The sequence below is a fragment of the Maricaulis sp. genome, assembly GCF_048270265.1.
GTDB lineage: Bacteria > Pseudomonadota > Alphaproteobacteria > Caulobacterales > Maricaulaceae > Maricaulis.
Genome location: NZ_JBLWTD010000004.1, coordinates 50,260 through 65,704, shown reverse-complemented (window position 1 = coordinate 65,704; position 15,445 = coordinate 50,260). Strand labels below are relative to the sequence as shown.

Annotated in this window: 14 protein-coding genes; 6 read left to right on the top strand and 8 right to left on the bottom strand. The window is 60.6% G+C overall.

Going from position 1 to position 15,445, the window contains the following annotated elements:
• Positions 1 to 22 precede the first annotated feature (22 nt).
• A complete protein-coding gene (locus ACN0YF_RS03280) occupies positions 23 to 985 on the bottom strand; it encodes an MrcB family domain-containing protein (RefSeq protein WP_417493334.1) in 963 nt (320 codons plus the stop codon).
• A gap of 1,723 nt (positions 986 to 2,708) precedes the next feature.
• Here ACN0YF_RS03280 and ACN0YF_RS03275 point away from each other — a divergent pair.
• Both ACN0YF_RS03275 and ACN0YF_RS03270 read left to right on the top strand, forming a co-directional pair.
• A complete protein-coding gene (locus ACN0YF_RS03275) occupies positions 2,709 to 3,179 on the top strand; it encodes a hypothetical protein (protein ID WP_417493333.1) in 471 nt (156 codons plus the stop codon).
• Entirely contained in the window at positions 3,179 to 4,306 is a 1,128-nt protein-coding gene (locus ACN0YF_RS03270; RefSeq protein WP_417493332.1) for an ImmA/IrrE family metallo-endopeptidase, read from the top strand. The genes ACN0YF_RS03275 and ACN0YF_RS03270 overlap by 1 nt, the downstream gene beginning before the upstream one ends.
• 666 nt (positions 4,307 to 4,972) lie before the next feature.
• On the opposite strand, the gene uvrB is transcribed toward ACN0YF_RS03270, so the two are convergent.
• On the bottom strand, positions 4,973 to 7,141 hold the full coding sequence (gene uvrB, locus ACN0YF_RS03265; RefSeq protein WP_417493331.1) for an excinuclease ABC subunit UvrB: 2,169 nt from the start codon (positions 7,139 to 7,141) through the stop codon (positions 4,973 to 4,975).
• A 154-nt stretch (positions 7,142 to 7,295) separates the two neighbouring features.
• Between uvrB and ACN0YF_RS03260 the strand changes: the two genes are divergently transcribed.
• Both ACN0YF_RS03260 and ACN0YF_RS03255 read left to right on the top strand, forming a co-directional pair.
• A complete protein-coding gene (locus tag ACN0YF_RS03260) occupies positions 7,296 to 7,730 on the top strand; it encodes a response regulator (protein WP_417493330.1) in 435 nt (144 codons plus the stop codon).
• A gap of 55 nt (positions 7,731 to 7,785) precedes the next feature.
• A complete protein-coding gene (locus tag ACN0YF_RS03255) occupies positions 7,786 to 8,241 on the top strand; it encodes a response regulator (protein WP_417482797.1) in 456 nt (151 codons plus the stop codon).
• Positions 8,242 to 8,264: 23 nt separating this feature from the next.
• On the opposite strand, the gene ACN0YF_RS03250 is transcribed toward ACN0YF_RS03255, so the two are convergent.
• A complete protein-coding gene (locus ACN0YF_RS03250; RefSeq protein WP_417493329.1) occupies positions 8,265 to 8,858 on the bottom strand; it encodes a DUF3775 domain-containing protein in 594 nt (197 codons plus the stop codon).
• Positions 8,859 to 8,908: 50 nt separating this feature from the next.
• Between ACN0YF_RS03250 and ACN0YF_RS03245 the strand changes: the two genes are divergently transcribed.
• The gene (locus ACN0YF_RS03245) at positions 8,909 to 9,418 is read left to right on the top strand and encodes a response regulator (protein ID WP_417482795.1); all 510 of its coding nucleotides are present in this window, start codon (positions 8,909 to 8,911) and stop codon (positions 9,416 to 9,418) included.
• 27 nt (positions 9,419 to 9,445) lie between these two features.
• On the opposite strand, the gene ACN0YF_RS03240 is transcribed toward ACN0YF_RS03245, so the two are convergent.
• The 3 genes from ACN0YF_RS03240 to ACN0YF_RS03230 are packed head-to-tail and all read right to left on the bottom strand — an operon-like array spanning position 9,446 to position 11,629.
• Positions 9,446 to 9,766 carry a hypothetical protein gene (locus tag ACN0YF_RS03240; protein WP_417482794.1) on the bottom strand — a complete coding sequence of 107 codons (321 nt, stop codon included), beginning with the start codon at positions 9,764 to 9,766 and terminating at the stop codon, positions 9,446 to 9,448.
• Positions 9,767 to 9,817: 51 nt separating this feature from the next.
• A complete protein-coding gene (locus ACN0YF_RS03235; RefSeq protein ID WP_417493328.1) occupies positions 9,818 to 10,849 on the bottom strand; it encodes a threonine aldolase family protein in 1,032 nt (343 codons plus the stop codon).
• Between the two features lie 33 nt (positions 10,850 to 10,882).
• Positions 10,883 to 11,629 carry a hypothetical protein gene (locus tag ACN0YF_RS03230; RefSeq protein ID WP_417493327.1) on the bottom strand — a complete coding sequence of 249 codons (747 nt, stop codon included), beginning with the start codon at positions 11,627 to 11,629 and terminating at the stop codon, positions 10,883 to 10,885.
• 218 nt (positions 11,630 to 11,847) lie between these two features.
• On the opposite strand from ACN0YF_RS03230, the gene ACN0YF_RS03225 reads away from it, so the two are divergent.
• Positions 11,848 to 12,288, top strand: a complete 441-nt coding sequence (locus ACN0YF_RS03225; RefSeq protein WP_417493326.1) for a hypothetical protein — start codon at positions 11,848 to 11,850, stop codon at positions 12,286 to 12,288.
• A 24-nt stretch (positions 12,289 to 12,312) separates the two neighbouring features.
• Here ACN0YF_RS03225 and ACN0YF_RS03220 read toward each other — a convergent pair whose 3' ends face one another.
• The gene (locus ACN0YF_RS03220) at positions 12,313 to 12,996 is read right to left on the bottom strand and encodes a Fe2+-dependent dioxygenase (RefSeq protein WP_417493325.1); all 684 of its coding nucleotides are present in this window, start codon (positions 12,994 to 12,996) and stop codon (positions 12,313 to 12,315) included.
• A gap of 110 nt (positions 12,997 to 13,106) precedes the next feature.
• Positions 13,107 to 15,434, bottom strand: coding sequence for a TonB-dependent receptor (locus ACN0YF_RS03215; RefSeq protein ID WP_417493324.1), 2,328 nt, complete (start codon positions 15,432 to 15,434; stop codon positions 13,107 to 13,109).
• Positions 15,435 to 15,445 lie beyond the last annotated feature (11 nt).

Here is a 15,445-nt window from a genome sequence, read left to right as displayed (position 1 = left end):
GGATTGGCCCATAGCCCAGGACCTATCTCCCCAGCAAATCCCGTAACGCTTTCACATCCGACGAATCCACCAAGCGGTGGATCATGCGGTGGCAATTCGGGCAGAGCAGGGCGAAATCGTTGACGGTGAAGGCGGCGTGCTCGTTTTCGGCTAGGCTGCCTATAGAGATCAGGTGATGCGCGTCGAGCATGCGTTCGGCATCCTCGCCATAGACAGCGCGCATATCTTTGTCGCAACCCATGCAGACATCAGGATAATAATCCTTCACTGCCTTGGCGTGTGCGGCGCTCCGCTCGGCGACCCGGTGGAGTGCATAGCGCTTCACATAGCTCAGATTTGTTTCAGTCAGCCCGTCTTCTATGAGCTCGCCGATCATGCTCTCAATCGTCGCCGAGCCGCCATTGGCCGCGATGTGTTTTTGAGCCCGAATGGCCTCGCGAAAATCAGCAACGAGTTCGGCTTCGGGTGGCAAGTTGGCGACATCATAGCTGCGCCCCAAAACATGCCCAGCCTGATAGAGCGGCCCCAAACGGTGGCTTCTAGGGGTGCCCAAATCGATTGGCGCCGTGGTGGACAGGCGTTTCAGATCTTTTGGCGCCCGTGCGCGCATAACAGCGGCGCGGCGCTGCAATTCTACCATGGCCGCACCTTTGCCGATCTCTTCGCTGAGTGTCTTGCACCCTTGCTGCATCGACAAGACAAGGCGCTTCCCATCGCGGCTGAGCAAATAGGTGATGTAAAAGCCCTCCTGCGTTGTCGGGCTGATCAGATGATCCACCACCGCTACCCAGGAAATATCCGTCCAATTGCCCGAGCCGGTAGAGCCCTCAGGCTTAAACCGGCTGCGATGAACGATGTGCTCAGTCAGCGCCGCCGGCACCGCCTTCATGATCGCTTGATAAGAGCGCGTCCCCACCTTCGTCTTCGAGCCCGCTGCCCGGTCACTCGGATAGGTCGAGACCCATTCCACAAACTCATCACGCATAGCCCGTCCCCCCACGCTTAAGTTTTTCAACCTGAACGGAAAATTGCGCTTTGGCGAGGAAAAGGTTGAGTGGGGCGCTTAGGGGCAGCCTGGGTTGAGCAGTTCGGCTCTACGCACAACCTTCCACACATCGTCATCCCAGCGAAGGCTGGGACCCAGTTCGTAGAGCGCGGCGTGTGATGAGCCTGGATCCCAGCCTGCGCTGGGATGACGATGAAGAAGCGGGTTGAGATTACATAGAGGAGGGCGCGCGCCCAGACCCACCCATAAACCCCTTGCCGAGAACTCCGCCGTATCAAGCCCGCGCCGTCAAGGCGCATGCCCGCTCCGCGGTGCTGAAGGCGGCCTTGACGGCGCGGCTTTGATACGGCCCGCTCGCTGGCATGGGGTTGGGGGAAGGAATCGCATGTGCCCTAAATTTTGACCTTTCTATTGCCAGATCGCCAATATAATGCGTGTGTGTAGCCTGGCGCTCTATCCAAAGATGTATGGTTCGGCGTCCCTGTTCATTACGCACGCCGAACTCGGGCGAATGAGGATCGATTGGCAATATCTCGCTGTGAGATAACTTACGCAGGCAAGGCCCGAAATGGCTCGGAACGCTGGTGGTGTCGCACGCACTTTTGTTCCGCGACCGGAAAATATGGTGTCCGGCTCGAAGAGTGCGGCCAAGCCATCCGGTCAGACAAGAGCCAGGAGACGCTCAGACTAGACCCAGGCGATTTTCCCGGGGGAATTGGCATATGGGGTGCGGTGCCGCCAGTATTAGATAGCCGGCCGTTGTCTGTTGGCGCCGCATCGGTTGAGCCCCCGGGCGTGCACGTGCATGCCCGCCGGGCTGTGGACCTTGACGAGAAGTCAATCGACCGAACCGTTGACGAGCTAATAATCCCCTATTCACTTGATTTATTTGATGAGGGTGAGGTTCGAATCGATAGAGCGATGGCGTTGTCGTACCTCGTCTCAAAGCATCTTGAGTTGAGGATGAGTTCGGAAATTTGTCCTAACTGTTCCCACGTACATTTGGATCAAGGGGCGTTCGCCACCTTTGAGCACCAGAAGCATTTGTGTGAAAAGTGTGGTCGCTATTTCAGGGCCGATTTTCGGTCCGTATCCAACCCAATTATTTACATAAGGCGGGCTTGCCCCATCTTTCTTCCCAGTCCCAATCGAATTCGAGCGACCGAAAGTATCGAAATCGACCAAAGAGAATATCGCGGAGGCGTCCAGATTTGGGCGTCGAATCCGTCGCTGCTTTGGACGTCATCCCGTGCTGAGCAGGACGGCATTCATGTTCATGCTTATGATGCGCAAGGCCACCGCAGCATCGACGAAACTTATCATTCCGTCACGGTTGATGGCGTCAGTTTGGATGAGGGCCTAGTCCGTCTCTACATGATCCAACAGGTTCTGCCTGAGGTTCGGCAATACGTGGGGTCGTATGATTGCCAAATGTGTGGAGCGGAGCTTGACTCCCGCAAAAGTTCCGCTTTCGTTCCGGCGGCTGATATAGTATGCGTTGCTTGTGGCTGCAGCCAGAAACCTAACGGTCGAACTAAAGTGATCGCAAACCCCATTGTTAAAGTATTGGAACGTCTAAAAGTTTTTCCGGAGGCTTAATGTGAAGGGTTACATATACATCACTGGCAAGGGCGCAGACCCTGCCGCTGCAAATGACTTAAACGATCCCATATTTGGGCCGCGACCCTCACTGGGGGCATGCATGCCGAATATTCGGCGTGTAGTTGAGCTTGGTGATTACATTTTTATGATTAGCGGCAAGCGGCCAATCGTTCAGCAGTATATTGTTGGTGGTTTTCGAGTTGCCGAGAAAATTTCTGCGCAGCTGGCATTCAATCGCTTCCCCGAAAATCGATTGCGAATGGACGGTGATCGTTTGTTGGGCAACATCGCCGTGGACGCCAATGGCAACAAGCATCCTTTGGACACTCATTCCAATGACGGTTTCGCCCGGAGAGCGCAAAACTACATTATTGGAGACAGGCCGGCCTTCGTTTCCGCGCCGCGGGCTGTAGAGAGGGCGCGCGCACAGTCGCTTCAGGCGCTCTCTGAAGTGATGAGGAAGCCAATTGCGAACCGAGCAATCGATATGATCGGGAGACATTCCAAGTTGGATGACCGCCAAGTGGGCGAGATGTTGGCTTGGATTGATCGTTGGAACGCGCAACCGTAATGCCACAGATCGAGCAATTCTTGCAAGCGACGGAAATATCGCCCGAACGGTTGGCCCAGAAGGCAAAATTGCCTGTGGATCGGCTGACGGCGCTCTTTCAAGGAGAGCGAGCAAATTTGCGAGAGGTTCGACTGATCTCTGAAGCTCTGAGAATTCCTGCGGAGTATATTGCCCGTGGGGAGCTGCCCTCACAGTCTAAGCACAGCATGCGAGTGGCATTCCGTGCTGTCGGCCATGTTGATGCCGAGGATACCTCGAGGGAGCGTCTCGCAAGCATGGTCTTGGCGGCTTTGGAAGTGCTCCCTCCACGAGTCAATTTGCCAGACATTGTGGATGTATTCGAAGTGCCGGCAGAGAATTACGAGTCCGCTGAAGAAATGGCGAACGCCTTTCGTGCTCACGTTCTGAAAATCGCGCCGAATGAGCCTTTATTGGATTTGGCAAGGCGGATTGACGGAATTCCAGGAGTTGTCGTCTTTCTTGGATCAAAAGTGCGCTTCGAGGGAGCGTCTGTTCTGGCGGGTAATTATGGGTTCATACAAATCTCACACAGATTTTCGGGTAGAATGCTGTTTACTCTTGCCCATGAGATTGCTCATTTGCTTGCGCATCATGGCCCGGGATCTGAGGCGATCTTTGACATGGCGTCGACTATTGGCGGCGGACACGCCGCGTCGCGTCAAGAAGCCTTCGCGAATGCGTTCGCGTCAAGCCTTTTGCTTCCTCAGGCAGGAGTCTATGAATTTCTAGGGGTAATAAAGGCGCAATTTGACCTCGATCCTCACATGGTCGGTGATGTCGAGATCATTTATTTGTCCCGATTTTTTGGAGTTGGCTTTGACGTTGCAGCAATTCGTCTCGAGGCATTAGGTTTGTTGCCGGAGGGGGGGGCAAGGGCGTTATCTCAGGCGGTCAAGGCCGAGTGGGGAAATGCCGAAAGGCGAGCGGAGGCTCTTGGAGTTCCGGATCGGCCGGAAGTTCACTTTCCTCATTTTTCCGCAAATCTTCGAGAGGCTTTGATCAAGGCGGTTTCCGAGGGCGTGGTTTCGCAAGGCTGGATCCTTGATCACTTCGGCTTGCCCCTACAGCAGCTGTTCCTTCTGAATGTCGATGGGCGCGATGCCTAGTATTTCAATAGACACTTGTTCGATTATAAATCTCGTAAATGGCGAATTCTTTGATCAAGCGATCTGTTTGCGTGGATATTCGGTGCACGTGGCCCCGGCCGTCCGAGCGGAATGCGACGGGCCACCAAGCGTCCATCTCGAGAGTCATATTCAGGCAGGAAACGTCCAGGAAGTTGTGCTTGATCCCGCCGCAGAGGACGTCAGCTTTGGGCTAATATCCAGTCAAAAGATTGGGATCGGTGAGGCGGAGGCGATTGCTGCTGCGACTACCATGGACTCGTCGCTTTGTTCGGATGATCGACGTGCAAGAATCGTGGCTGCTGGGGTCCTTGGCGAGGACAGGGTGATCGGTTCTATTCGTGTATTATCCGATGCGGTTGAGGAAGAGGTAATCAGTTGTGTGGTGGCGAGCACAAAATACGCTCTTATGAGACAAACGGGTGGGTTTCTCCCCAACTTGCCGCCCGACTATTTTGGCTGTACCGTGCGTTAGCGTCGGGGCGCCCGCAAGAGTAGTCCCTCGTGTGCACGCCTTTCGCCTAGAAATCGACGGTATGGAGAGGCAACACAGCTTAATCTCATCCCCCACCCACACCGCCAGCCTCGCTCCCGCGAGGCACGGCTTTTCCGCCTGCTCCGCAGCCCTCAAAGCCGAACCCCTCCGCTCTAACCCTCGAGTTTCTTGATTTCGTCGCGGAGTGCCGCAGCGGTTTCAAACTCCAAATCCGCCGCCGCCTCGCGCATCCGCTTCTCCAGGTCCGCAATTACCGCGACGACATTGCCGCCATAGCCGGCCTGGTCCTGGTCGCGCATGCCCTTGGGTTTGCCGGTGCCCTTGTTGCCGCGGCCGCGGGCGCTGGCTGAGCGGCCGGCGGCCTGTTTTTCCATGACCTGTTCGAGAATGTCGGAGACGCCGCGCTTGATGGTGATTGGGGTGATGCCGTGTTCCTCGTTATAGGCGACCTGTTTGGCGCGGCGGCGGTCGGTTTCGCCGATGGCACGGTCCATGGAGCCGGTGCGGCGGTCGGCATAGAGGATGACCTTGGATTCACTGTTCCGGGCGGCGCGGCCGATGGTCTGGATCAGGCTGGTTTCGCTTCGCAGGAAGCCTTCCTTGTCGGCGTCGAGAATGGCGACGAGGCCGCATTCGGGGATGTCGAGGCCTTCGCGGAGCAGGTTGATGCCGACGAGCACGTCATAGGTGCCGAGGCGTAAGTCGCGGATCAGCTCGATCCGCTCCACCGTGTCGACGTCGGAGTGCATATAGCGGACCTTGAGGCCCTGCTCGTGCATGTATTCTGTCAGATCCTCGGCCATGCGCTTGGTCAGGACGGTGACGAGGGTGCGCAGGCCGGCCTCGGCGGTCTTTCTGGCCTCGTCGATGACATCATCGACCTGGCTGGCGCCGTCGAGGGAGACCGGGCGGATTTCGACCGGCGGGTCGATCAGGCCGGTCGGGCGGATGACCTGTTCGACGAAGACGCCGCCGGTCTGGTTAAGTTCCCAATTGCCCGGCGTCGCCGAGACCGAGATGGTCTGCGGGCGCATCGCGTCCCATTCCTCGAATTTGAGCGGGCGGTTATCGAGGCAGGAGGGCAGACGGAAGCCGTGATCGGCCAGCGTCTTCTTGCGCGAGAAATCGCCCTTGAACATCGCCCCGAGCTGGGGGATGGAGACATGGCTTTCATCGGCGAAGACGATGGCGTTTTCCGGAATGTATTCGAACATGGTCGGCGGCGGCTCGCCCGGTTTACGACCGGTGAGATAGCGTGAGTAATTCTCGATGCCGGCGCAGGAGCCGGTCGCCTGCAGCATTTCCAGGTCGAATTCGGTGCGCTGGGACAGGCGCTGGGCCTCGAGCAATTGCCCCTGGCTCTCCATCCAGGCGAGGCGGGTCTTGAGCTCGGCCTTGATCGACTGGATCGCCTGGTTGAGGGTCGGTTTCGGGGTCACATAGTGGGAATTGGCGTAGAATTTGACGCTCTTGAGGTCGGTGATGGCGCGGCCGGTGAGCGGGTCGAATTCGTTCACCGTCTCCAGCTCGTCGCCGAAGAAGGAGAGGCGCCAGGCGCGGTCGTCATAGTGGGCCGGGAAGACTTCGAGGCTATCCCCGCGCACGCGGAAAGTGCCGCGGCCGAAGGCGGCGTCGTTTCTTGTGTATTGCAGATCGACGAGCTGGCGCATGACGGCGCGCGGATCGGCGGTGTCGCCGGGCTTCAGCTCGAAGGTCATGGCGGTATAGGTTTCCACCGAGCCGATGCCATAGATACACGACACCGAGGCGACGATGATCACGTCATCGCGCTCCAAGATGGAGCGCGTCGCGGCATGGCGCATCCGGTCGATAGCCTCGTTGATCGAGGATTCCTTCTCGATATAGGTGTCGGTGCGCGGCACATAGGCCTCGGGCATGTAGTAATCGTAGTATGAGACGAAGTATTCAACGGCATTATCCGGGAAGAAGGACTTGAATTCACCGTATAATTGCGCGGCCAATGTTTTGTTTGGCGCAAGTATAAGGGCCGGGCGCTGCACTGCCTCGATTACCTTGGCCATGGTGAAGGTCTTGCCGGTACCGGTGGCACCGAGCAGGACCTGGTCGCGCTCGCCGCCATTGATCGCTTCGACCAGCTCGGCGATGGCCTGCGGCTGATCCCCGGTCGGCTCGAACTCGGCGACACAGCGAAAGCGTTGCCCGCCTTCGGATTTTGCCGGGCGGTCAGGGCGGTGCGGGGCCCAGTCCTCGAGCGGATGCGCCGGCGCGGTTTCCGGCACCGTGTCGAGGATGAAATCTTCCGGCGCTGCCAGCACGTCGTCGAGGGTCAATTTTGCCATGCTCTGGATATACGCATCCCGCGGCGCCACGGCCAGAGGGCGGGGGTGTGATGCTGACGCAAGGCTGTCAGCAGGCGCTCATATCAAATTAATGGCCGGTAGCCGGGTGTTAAACCGGATCGGCTAGTCTGGGCAGCTCAGTCCGGAGATGAAGATGCACGCCCTCGACCTGTCCCGCCTCAATATTCTGCTGCTCGATGACAGCCGTTCCATTCGCGTGGTGCTCAAGACGTTGTTGCGTGGCCTGGGGGTCAGCCGGATCTATGAGAGTCGCGATAGCGAGGAAGCACTCGTCACCGCCCGCCTCAGCCGGCCGGACCTGGTGCTGGTGGATCATGATCTGGGGTCGGCGAGCGGACTCGACGCCGTCCGGCGGTTCCGGGATCCGGCCCACAGCCCTGATACCGGCCTGCCAATCATATTCCTGGCGCCGCCATGTTTGCCGCATCTGGGGCGCGCGGCCGAGGGTGCCGGTGCCGATGCAGTCCTGCCGAAGCCGGTCAATGCCGCGACGCTCGGACAACGGATCGATCAGCTGATGCGGCCGGGTTTGCGCTGCGCCGATCCGGCGGTTTCCCGTTCTGCTTAATCAGAAGTTCAGTTTTTCCAAGCTACTAACCAAATTGAAGTCATTGAGGCCCGCCATGCCAAGTCAAATCCTGCTGGGATGTCGCATCCTGATCGTCGAAGACGTTGCCGCAACCCGTCGCCTGATCGCCCGCTTGCTGGGCGGCCTGGGATGCCATGAGCTGCTTGAGGCTGACGGTGTCGAAGCGGCCTGGGGGCATCTCAATCGCCAGCGTATCGATCTGATGCTGCTCGATCATGAGCTCATGGATGGCACCGGGGTAAAGCTGATCCGCGAATTGCGCGCGAACGCCGCTTCACCCAATCAGTCTGTCCCGACCATCATGCTGACAGGGCACTCCGAGGCTGCGGTGGTGGAGGATGCGATTTGTGCCGGCGCTGATGGCTTCCTGGTCAAACCGGTAATGCCAAACAAGCTCGGCCGGCGGATCCTCGACGTCCTGTCCAGCCGCAAGAGCGATGTGGTGCGGGCGGCCGGCCAGGGACCGAAGACCGAGGTTCAGTGGATCTGAGAGTGCAGCCGCGCTGACGGGACTCAGGCGTCGTCAAGTACGCCGGCTTCGATCACGGCGTCCAGTCCAGCCTCAAGATAGTCGCCGAGCATCGGGGCGCCGAGCAGATACCCGGAAGTTGGCGAACTGCGCCGCGCCCGGGCCTCGATCACGGCCGCGCTGAATTCGCGGCCTTCGAAATCTCCCCGCCCGATCCAGTACAGCGCCACCAGCTCCACCTGGCCTTCTTCATCGAGGCAATCGATCCAGTTCCTGATCTCGTCGCGGATCGGATCGTGGTCGCCCGTCACCATCGATTCGACGAAATCGACCTCGGACGTGTCCGGGTCGGGCTGGAAGTCGTCAATTTGCTCCTTGCTGTCATAGGCGCGCGCACGCAAAATCAGGCTACGTACCGACTTTTCAGCCATATTCATGATCAGCCCCTTTTCAAGGCAGCGTTGACAGGCCCCAAGCGGGGAAAAGCTAACACAATCGCGTCCCAAAGTGAGGCGCAGATCGACCCTGCGACGCGGCGCCGCATCTCCCGCCAAGCCATTGGAAAGCGGTGTTGCGCTGTGAAAAAGCCCGTCCAGAGCAAGCTGGAACAGGCCGGAGCAAGACTTGGTTAAGGTCAACCGGGCAGAATCGAGAGGCCCCGAGTTCACCCTTTGCTCAGTGAGAGCCCATGTCCGGCAGCTTCGACCGCATCCGTGTCCTGATCGTTGAGGACAATGCGCATATGTCGACGATCTTGCGTACCATCCTGCAAGGGTTTGGTGTCCGCACGATTATCGAGGTGCGTGATGCCGCCGATGCTTTCGAGACGATGCGCGACGTCAATCCGGACTTTGCCCTGGTCGACTACATGCTGGGTGATCTGAACGGGCTGGAATTTACCCGTCTGGTCCGCACAGCCTCGGACAGCGCCAATAAATACCTGCCGATCATCATGGTCACCGGCCATACCGACCGCTCCAAGGTGATTGAAGCGATCAATGCCGGCGTGAATGAATATCTCGCCAAGCCGGTTCGTCCGGTCGACCTGTTCCGCCGTATCTCGGCCCTGATCGAGAGACCGCGCCGCTTCGTAAAGGCTCCGACCTATTTCGGACCCGATCGCCGCCGCAGGCAGGATCCGCGCTTCGCCGGGCCCTGGCGCCGTTCGACCGATGATGAAGACGCCGAAGCTTCCTGAGGTCAGGCGCTGCGGGCATCAGCCAATTCAGTCGGCCATTTCCCGATAGGTATTGAAGACGATCACCGCCTCCTCGGCGCCAACGGCTTTGCGCTTGCGTATGATCGCGCCAAAATCCGCATTGTTCACAATCAGTTCCGGCCCGATGCGCACCAGCTCCTCACGTGTGATCAGAGCCGTGTCGCAGCTGAGTGGGGCCCCGCATCCGGAGCGGCAGCTGATCGCATCGGCCTTGCCGAGGAGATCGGCCAGGGCCCGCGATGCATCCCGGTCGCCGATGAAAACGCGGCCATAGGGGTCGAAGCCGACCGAATTCAGATGAAACAAAACTCCGCGTCCATTCGCCATCACACCCTCCTTTCAGACAGGGTGTAATTGTACGCCTTTTGTTCTGCAATCTCAAGGCGCGATCTGGCGCGCCGTTTCCAGCAGGGTTTCGATCTCGTCGGCCCGGGTGCACCAGCTTGTGACGAGGCGGGCCGAACCGTCGGGCCATTGATAGAAGACGGCCCCGGCCGCGCGCAGGCGCGCCGCGACCGCGTCGGGCAGTTGGGCGAAGACCTCATTGCCATCTACCGGATGCAGGATCCGGGTGCCGGGCAGGGCGGCGAGCCCGTTCGCCAGTGCCTGGGCGTGCGCATTGGCTGTCCGGGCGAGGTCGAGCCAGAGATCATCCGCCAGCCAAGCTTCGAACTGGGCCGCCATGAAGCGCATTTTCGGGGCCATGTGTCCGCCGCGCTTCTGGCGAGCCTGCAGGCTTTCGAACCGGTCGGCGACGGACGGGAACAACACCACCGCCTCAGCGCCGAGAGCGCCATTCTTGGTCGCCCCGAAACACAGCACATCGACGCCGGCCTTCCATGTCAGCTCCGCCGGCGTGCAGCCCAGCGAAACCAGGGCATTGGCGAAACGCGCCCCGTCCATATGGACGAAGGCCGGGCGACCCTTGAGGCGGGCCGTGCGCTCGCTCACTTCGGCGGCGGAATAGGCGGTGCCGCTCTCGGTCAGGTTGGACAGGGACAGCACCCGCACCGGGCTGGCATGCACGAATCCCTCCGGAATTTCCGCCAGGGTGCGGTCGAGCTCGGACAGTTCGATTTTCGCATGGGCCCCGCGCAGGGGAATGAGCTTGCCGCCCCCGGTATAGAATTCCGGAGCGCCGCGCTCGTCGCGGTGAATGTGGGCTTCGTCATGGCACAGGATGGCACCATCAGGCGGACACAGGACCGACAGCGCCAGCGCGTTCGATGCCGTTCCCGACACCGCGAACAAGACCTTGAGCTCGCACTCGAAGATATCACGCAACCGGGCTTCGACGCGGGCCGAGATGGCGTCACTGCCATAGCTCGGCTCGAAGCCGGTATTGGCGGCCGCGATCGCCTCGATCAATTTCGGATGGGCGGGGGCGGTGGTGTCGGAGAGGAAGTTCATGGCGTGCAGAAGAAACCGGCTTGCGACCGCTCGTCAATTGCCAAACGCCGGGTCGGGATGCCGCGGCGGCAGGCTGTCGCGCATCTGGTCGGCTGACGAGGTCGCGCGCGCGCCTGGGTCAGCCATGGTCGGCTGGCCCGAAAGGTCCGCCAGGGGCAGGCCTTCGTCCTCGAACAGCGCGCGGATTTCCGCGGCGCTCAGCCCGCTCGCGATCGCGGCCCGCATTCCGGCCTCGATATTGGCATCGCTGGCGTAACGCAACATGGACAGCCCCTCAGGGTCGGGACCATCAGGGCAATGCCCGGCCTCGCGCGTCGCATCCGATGAGGTCAGGCAAAAGACCTCGCGGATGACAAAGGGCGTTCCGGTCAGCGCGGCGGTTTCCGGCAGGGCAGCGATGCCATAATCGGGCAGGCCGTCGGCACCAAGGCCCGGCTGGCTGCTGTCGATTTCGCCTTCATCCGTCTCCCCTTCGCCGCCGGATATGGCCGGCGTCTCGGGTGCGTCTGAGGTTTGGAATTCCGGCCGCTCCCCGGGCTCGGGGCGTGGATCGGGCGCTGGGTCAGGGTCAGGGTCGGGCACGGGTTCGGGATCGGGGGCGACGGGCGGTTCATCCGGCACAGCCTCCGTTTCGGGCAGGGTGGCAGCGACGAGAACGAGGTCGATGGTCTGAAGTGTGGGGGGGGCGGTTCGCGGACGCGGCGCAAGAAGCACAAGACCGATCAGTGCGCCATTGGCCAGCAGCGCCAGCGCCCATGCAAGGGCGCGGCGTGCGGTCAAAAACTCGGGTCGGACGGCGGCCTGGCCCAATCACAAACTCCCAACAGCCCCCGCCGTCCCTCCTCGGTAGCCGAGACGGCTGGCAGAGGCGAGTCTTCAACTCTAACAATCCCGTAAGTTTCTGCCGCCACCCGGCAATTCGCAGCTCTCGGTGAGGGCGTGATCTGCTTGCGGACCGCAGCCGCTCGGTCCAGACTTTGGTCGAGGTGTGACCTGCCATGACCGGACTCTATGATCGCAAGGGCATTGCCCCGAAGCTTGTGCTCGCCTGCCCGCGATGCGGACAGCCAGCCCGATTTGAGGGCCTATACGGTGATCTGCCGCTGCCGGTCATGCTCGCGGACGGCAAGACGGGGACCCGGCTCTCCTGGGCCGGGCGGCTGAGCTGCCTCGCCTGTGGCGTCAATCGTACCCATGAGGTCGACTGGCCGCGCGAGGCTTTCTACCAGGTCGGGTATCGCGGCGAGATCCTGTGGGCCTTCGACCGGGCAATGATGGTGGATATACTCGCCTATCTTGCTGCCGGGGCAGACCGTGATGCCGTGCGCCGGGACAGCCCCTACGCGACGCGGTTGATGCGCTTGCCGAACGCCCTCCTGGCCGCGAAGGCGCGCGAGGCGTTGACGGGAAAGATTGAGGCACTGTTGGCGCGTGGCTGAACCGGTAACGGCTTTCACTCCTGCCTAGACCACCGCCCATTGGCGCATCAGATTATGATAGATCCCGGTCAGGCTGTTGAGCCGTGGATCATTGTCGTCATGGTCCTGGCGGAGTTCCTGGATGGTGCGGTCGAGATCGTAGAGCATCTCGCGCTGGGCACCGTCCTGGACCATGCTCTGGATCCAGAAGAATGCGCTGATGCGGGCGCCGCGGGTGACCGGGGTGACCTGGTGCAGGCTGGTCGCGGGGTAGAGGACGAGATCGCCGGCGGCGAGCTTGACGGGCTGGGCGCCATAGCTGGTTTCGATCACCAGTTCGCCGCCGTCATAATCTTCCGGGTCGGTCAGGAAGAGGGTGGCAGACAGGTCCGTGCGTACGGTCATATTGGCGCGATCGACATGCATGATGGCGCTGTCGATATGGGCGCCATAATTGCCGCCGCCTTCGTAATTATTGAACATGGGCGGGTAGATTTTCTGCGGCAGGGCGGCAGAGATGAAGGTCGGATTACGGCCGAGAATTCCCAAGATGTGATTGCCCAGCGCGATAGCGGTCTCGCTGTTCTGGTCGAGCTGGCGATTGCGCTTCACCGCATGGGAGACGGAGCCGGCCGAGGCCTTGCCGTCGATCCACTCGGCCTGGTCGAGCCGCTCGCGCAGGGCCTGGACGCCGGCCTTGTCGAGCACGTTTTCGATGATGATCAGCATGGCAAAAATCCGGTGCGGCCTGCGATGAGTGCTGTCATCGGCAAGCCGGCCGCGGGTGTCAACCAATGCCGAAGGCACCGGCCGACACCCGCGAGGGGCTGGAACTGGGGCTAGAAGGAGGAGACGAGGGTGAGGCGGGTATTGCGGGCATCACCGATATAGGTGAAGGCGCCGCTGCGGTAAGCCGCCGTGTAGTAGTCCTCGTCGGTGAGATTGCCGATATTCAGGCGCAGGCTCGTGCGGTCGTTGAATTCCCAGGTCGCGAAGGCGTCGAGCACCGTATAGGCGGGAATTTCATAGCTGCCGCCAGCGGAGTCGGGCTGACCCGAATACATTTCGCTGGAATAGGTGACGGCACCGCCGAAGGAGAGTTGCGGTGTCGCCTGGTAGCGCAGCTGCAGATAGGCGCTGTTGTCGGCGAAATTGCTCAGCGTGCCGCCGATCTGGGCGGTGTTGACCGATTCTGTCACTTCCGACGACATGAAGGCCGCGCCGAACTGGACCGAGAGCTCGTCGGTGACATTGCCGACGAGGCCGAATTCAATCCCGGTGACCTGGTTTTCGCCGGTATTGAGCGTGCCGAGGGTTTCATAGTCGCTGCCGACGCTTTCCATCACATTGCTTTTGGTGATCTGGAAGACGGCGACCGAGAAGAGGAGCTGGTCGTCGAAGAGATCCCACTTGCTGCCCAGTTCGATATTGAGCGTGTCTTCCGGTTCGCTGAGCACAACCTGGTCCGGCGTGCCGCACAGCCCGCCATAACCACAGCTGCCGCCGACATCGGACTCGCCGCCATTGATATTGCTCGACGTCGAGAGGCTCAGATAGATATTGCCGGCCTCGGTGACGTCATAGACCAGGCCGATATGGCCATTCCACAGCTCGTCGGAGTAATCATAGGGCGTCGTTGTTCCGCCCCGGGTCACGCCATTGGTGTAATCGAAACTGTCGAGACGCACGCCGGCGAAAAGGGAGAGCTGATCGGTCAGATCGACCGTGTCCATCACATAGAGCGAGAGCGTATCGACATTATAGTCGGAATCCTGGGCGCCCCGGCTGATATCGCGGCCCATCAGCGTGTTGAGATTGGCGACCGTATCGCCATTGGCGTCGAGGATGCAGTAATTGGGCGCCGCGCCACCACGGCCTGACGTGACGCAATTGGTCGCGCCGGTATTGGTGACATCATAGACGCCATTGGTGACGCTGAGATCGGAATATTCCAGACCGAACACGAAGCTGTGTGAGAGGCCGGCCAGCTCGGTATCCCAGAAGGCATTGGCCTGGTCGACGAAATACTCGACTTCCTGCCAGCCCTGGTGGGTGCTCAGGCCGATGGTCGGTGCGCCAGGCGCATCGGGATCGGAGGCGTCGCGATCGGTGCCGCGTGCGCCGGTGACGACATAGCCATTGTCCGTGGTGCCGTAGCGCAGGGCGTTTTCGATACGCAGATTGGCGGTCGGCTCCCAGCTTGTGCGGAAGGTGAAGACATTGACGGTGGATTCGAGGAAGTCCTCGCTTTGCAGATAGACCGGGATATCATCGACCGGCGCACCGCCACCGGGGAGGATATAGGTTCCCAGATCGGTATCGCCCGAAGCATCGAGGAAGTAATAATCCGCAACAAAGCTCAGCGTATCGCTGGCCTCGATGGCCAGTGACAGGGCCGCACCATTGCGCTCACGCTCGGCCGGGCCGCGATCGGGCACTTCCTCATAGGCGTGCAGGAGATTGGCCCGCAGGGCGACCGTGTCGCTGAGTGGCATGTTGGAATCGAGCGTGAAGCGGCGATAGCCGTCGGTGCCGATGCCGAGCTCGAAATTGTTGAAATCATATTCCAGGCCGGCTTGTTTGGTGATGGAGTTGATCGCACCGCCGGTCGAGCCGCGCCCGGCGAAGGTCGAGCTTGGGCCCTTGGTGATCTCGATCTGCTCGACCGCAAAGCTTTCGCGGATCGTCATGCCCGGATCGCGCAGGCCGTCGACGAAGACATCGCTCCGGGCCTCATGGCCGCGAATGACATAGCGGTCGCCGAAGGCATTGCCGTTCTCGCCCGTGCCCAGCGTGATGCCCGGCTGCCGGTCGAGGGTTTCGCGCAGATCTGTGGTTCCCGCCTCCTGCATCGCCGTCTGGGTCACAACGCTGATTGTCGCCGGGGTCTCGGCGATGGTCTCGGTGCGGCGGCTGTCACCGGAGATGCGCGCCTTGTAGGGCACGCCGTCCTCGGCATAGGGGTTGGTGTCGAGCGTGCGCTCCTCGATCCGCAATGTATCAAGTTCGAGCGTGCCTTCTTCGGACGCATCCTGGGCCATGGCCTGGCCGCCGAGCAGGAGTGCCGAGGCACCCAGCGCCAGCATGGCTTTCTGGCTGCCGGTCTTGCGGCTGGTTGCAGGGCGCAGGCTGGCCGGGCGGCGGATGGCGGGGGATTGGCGAGTCATTTCAGTCTCCT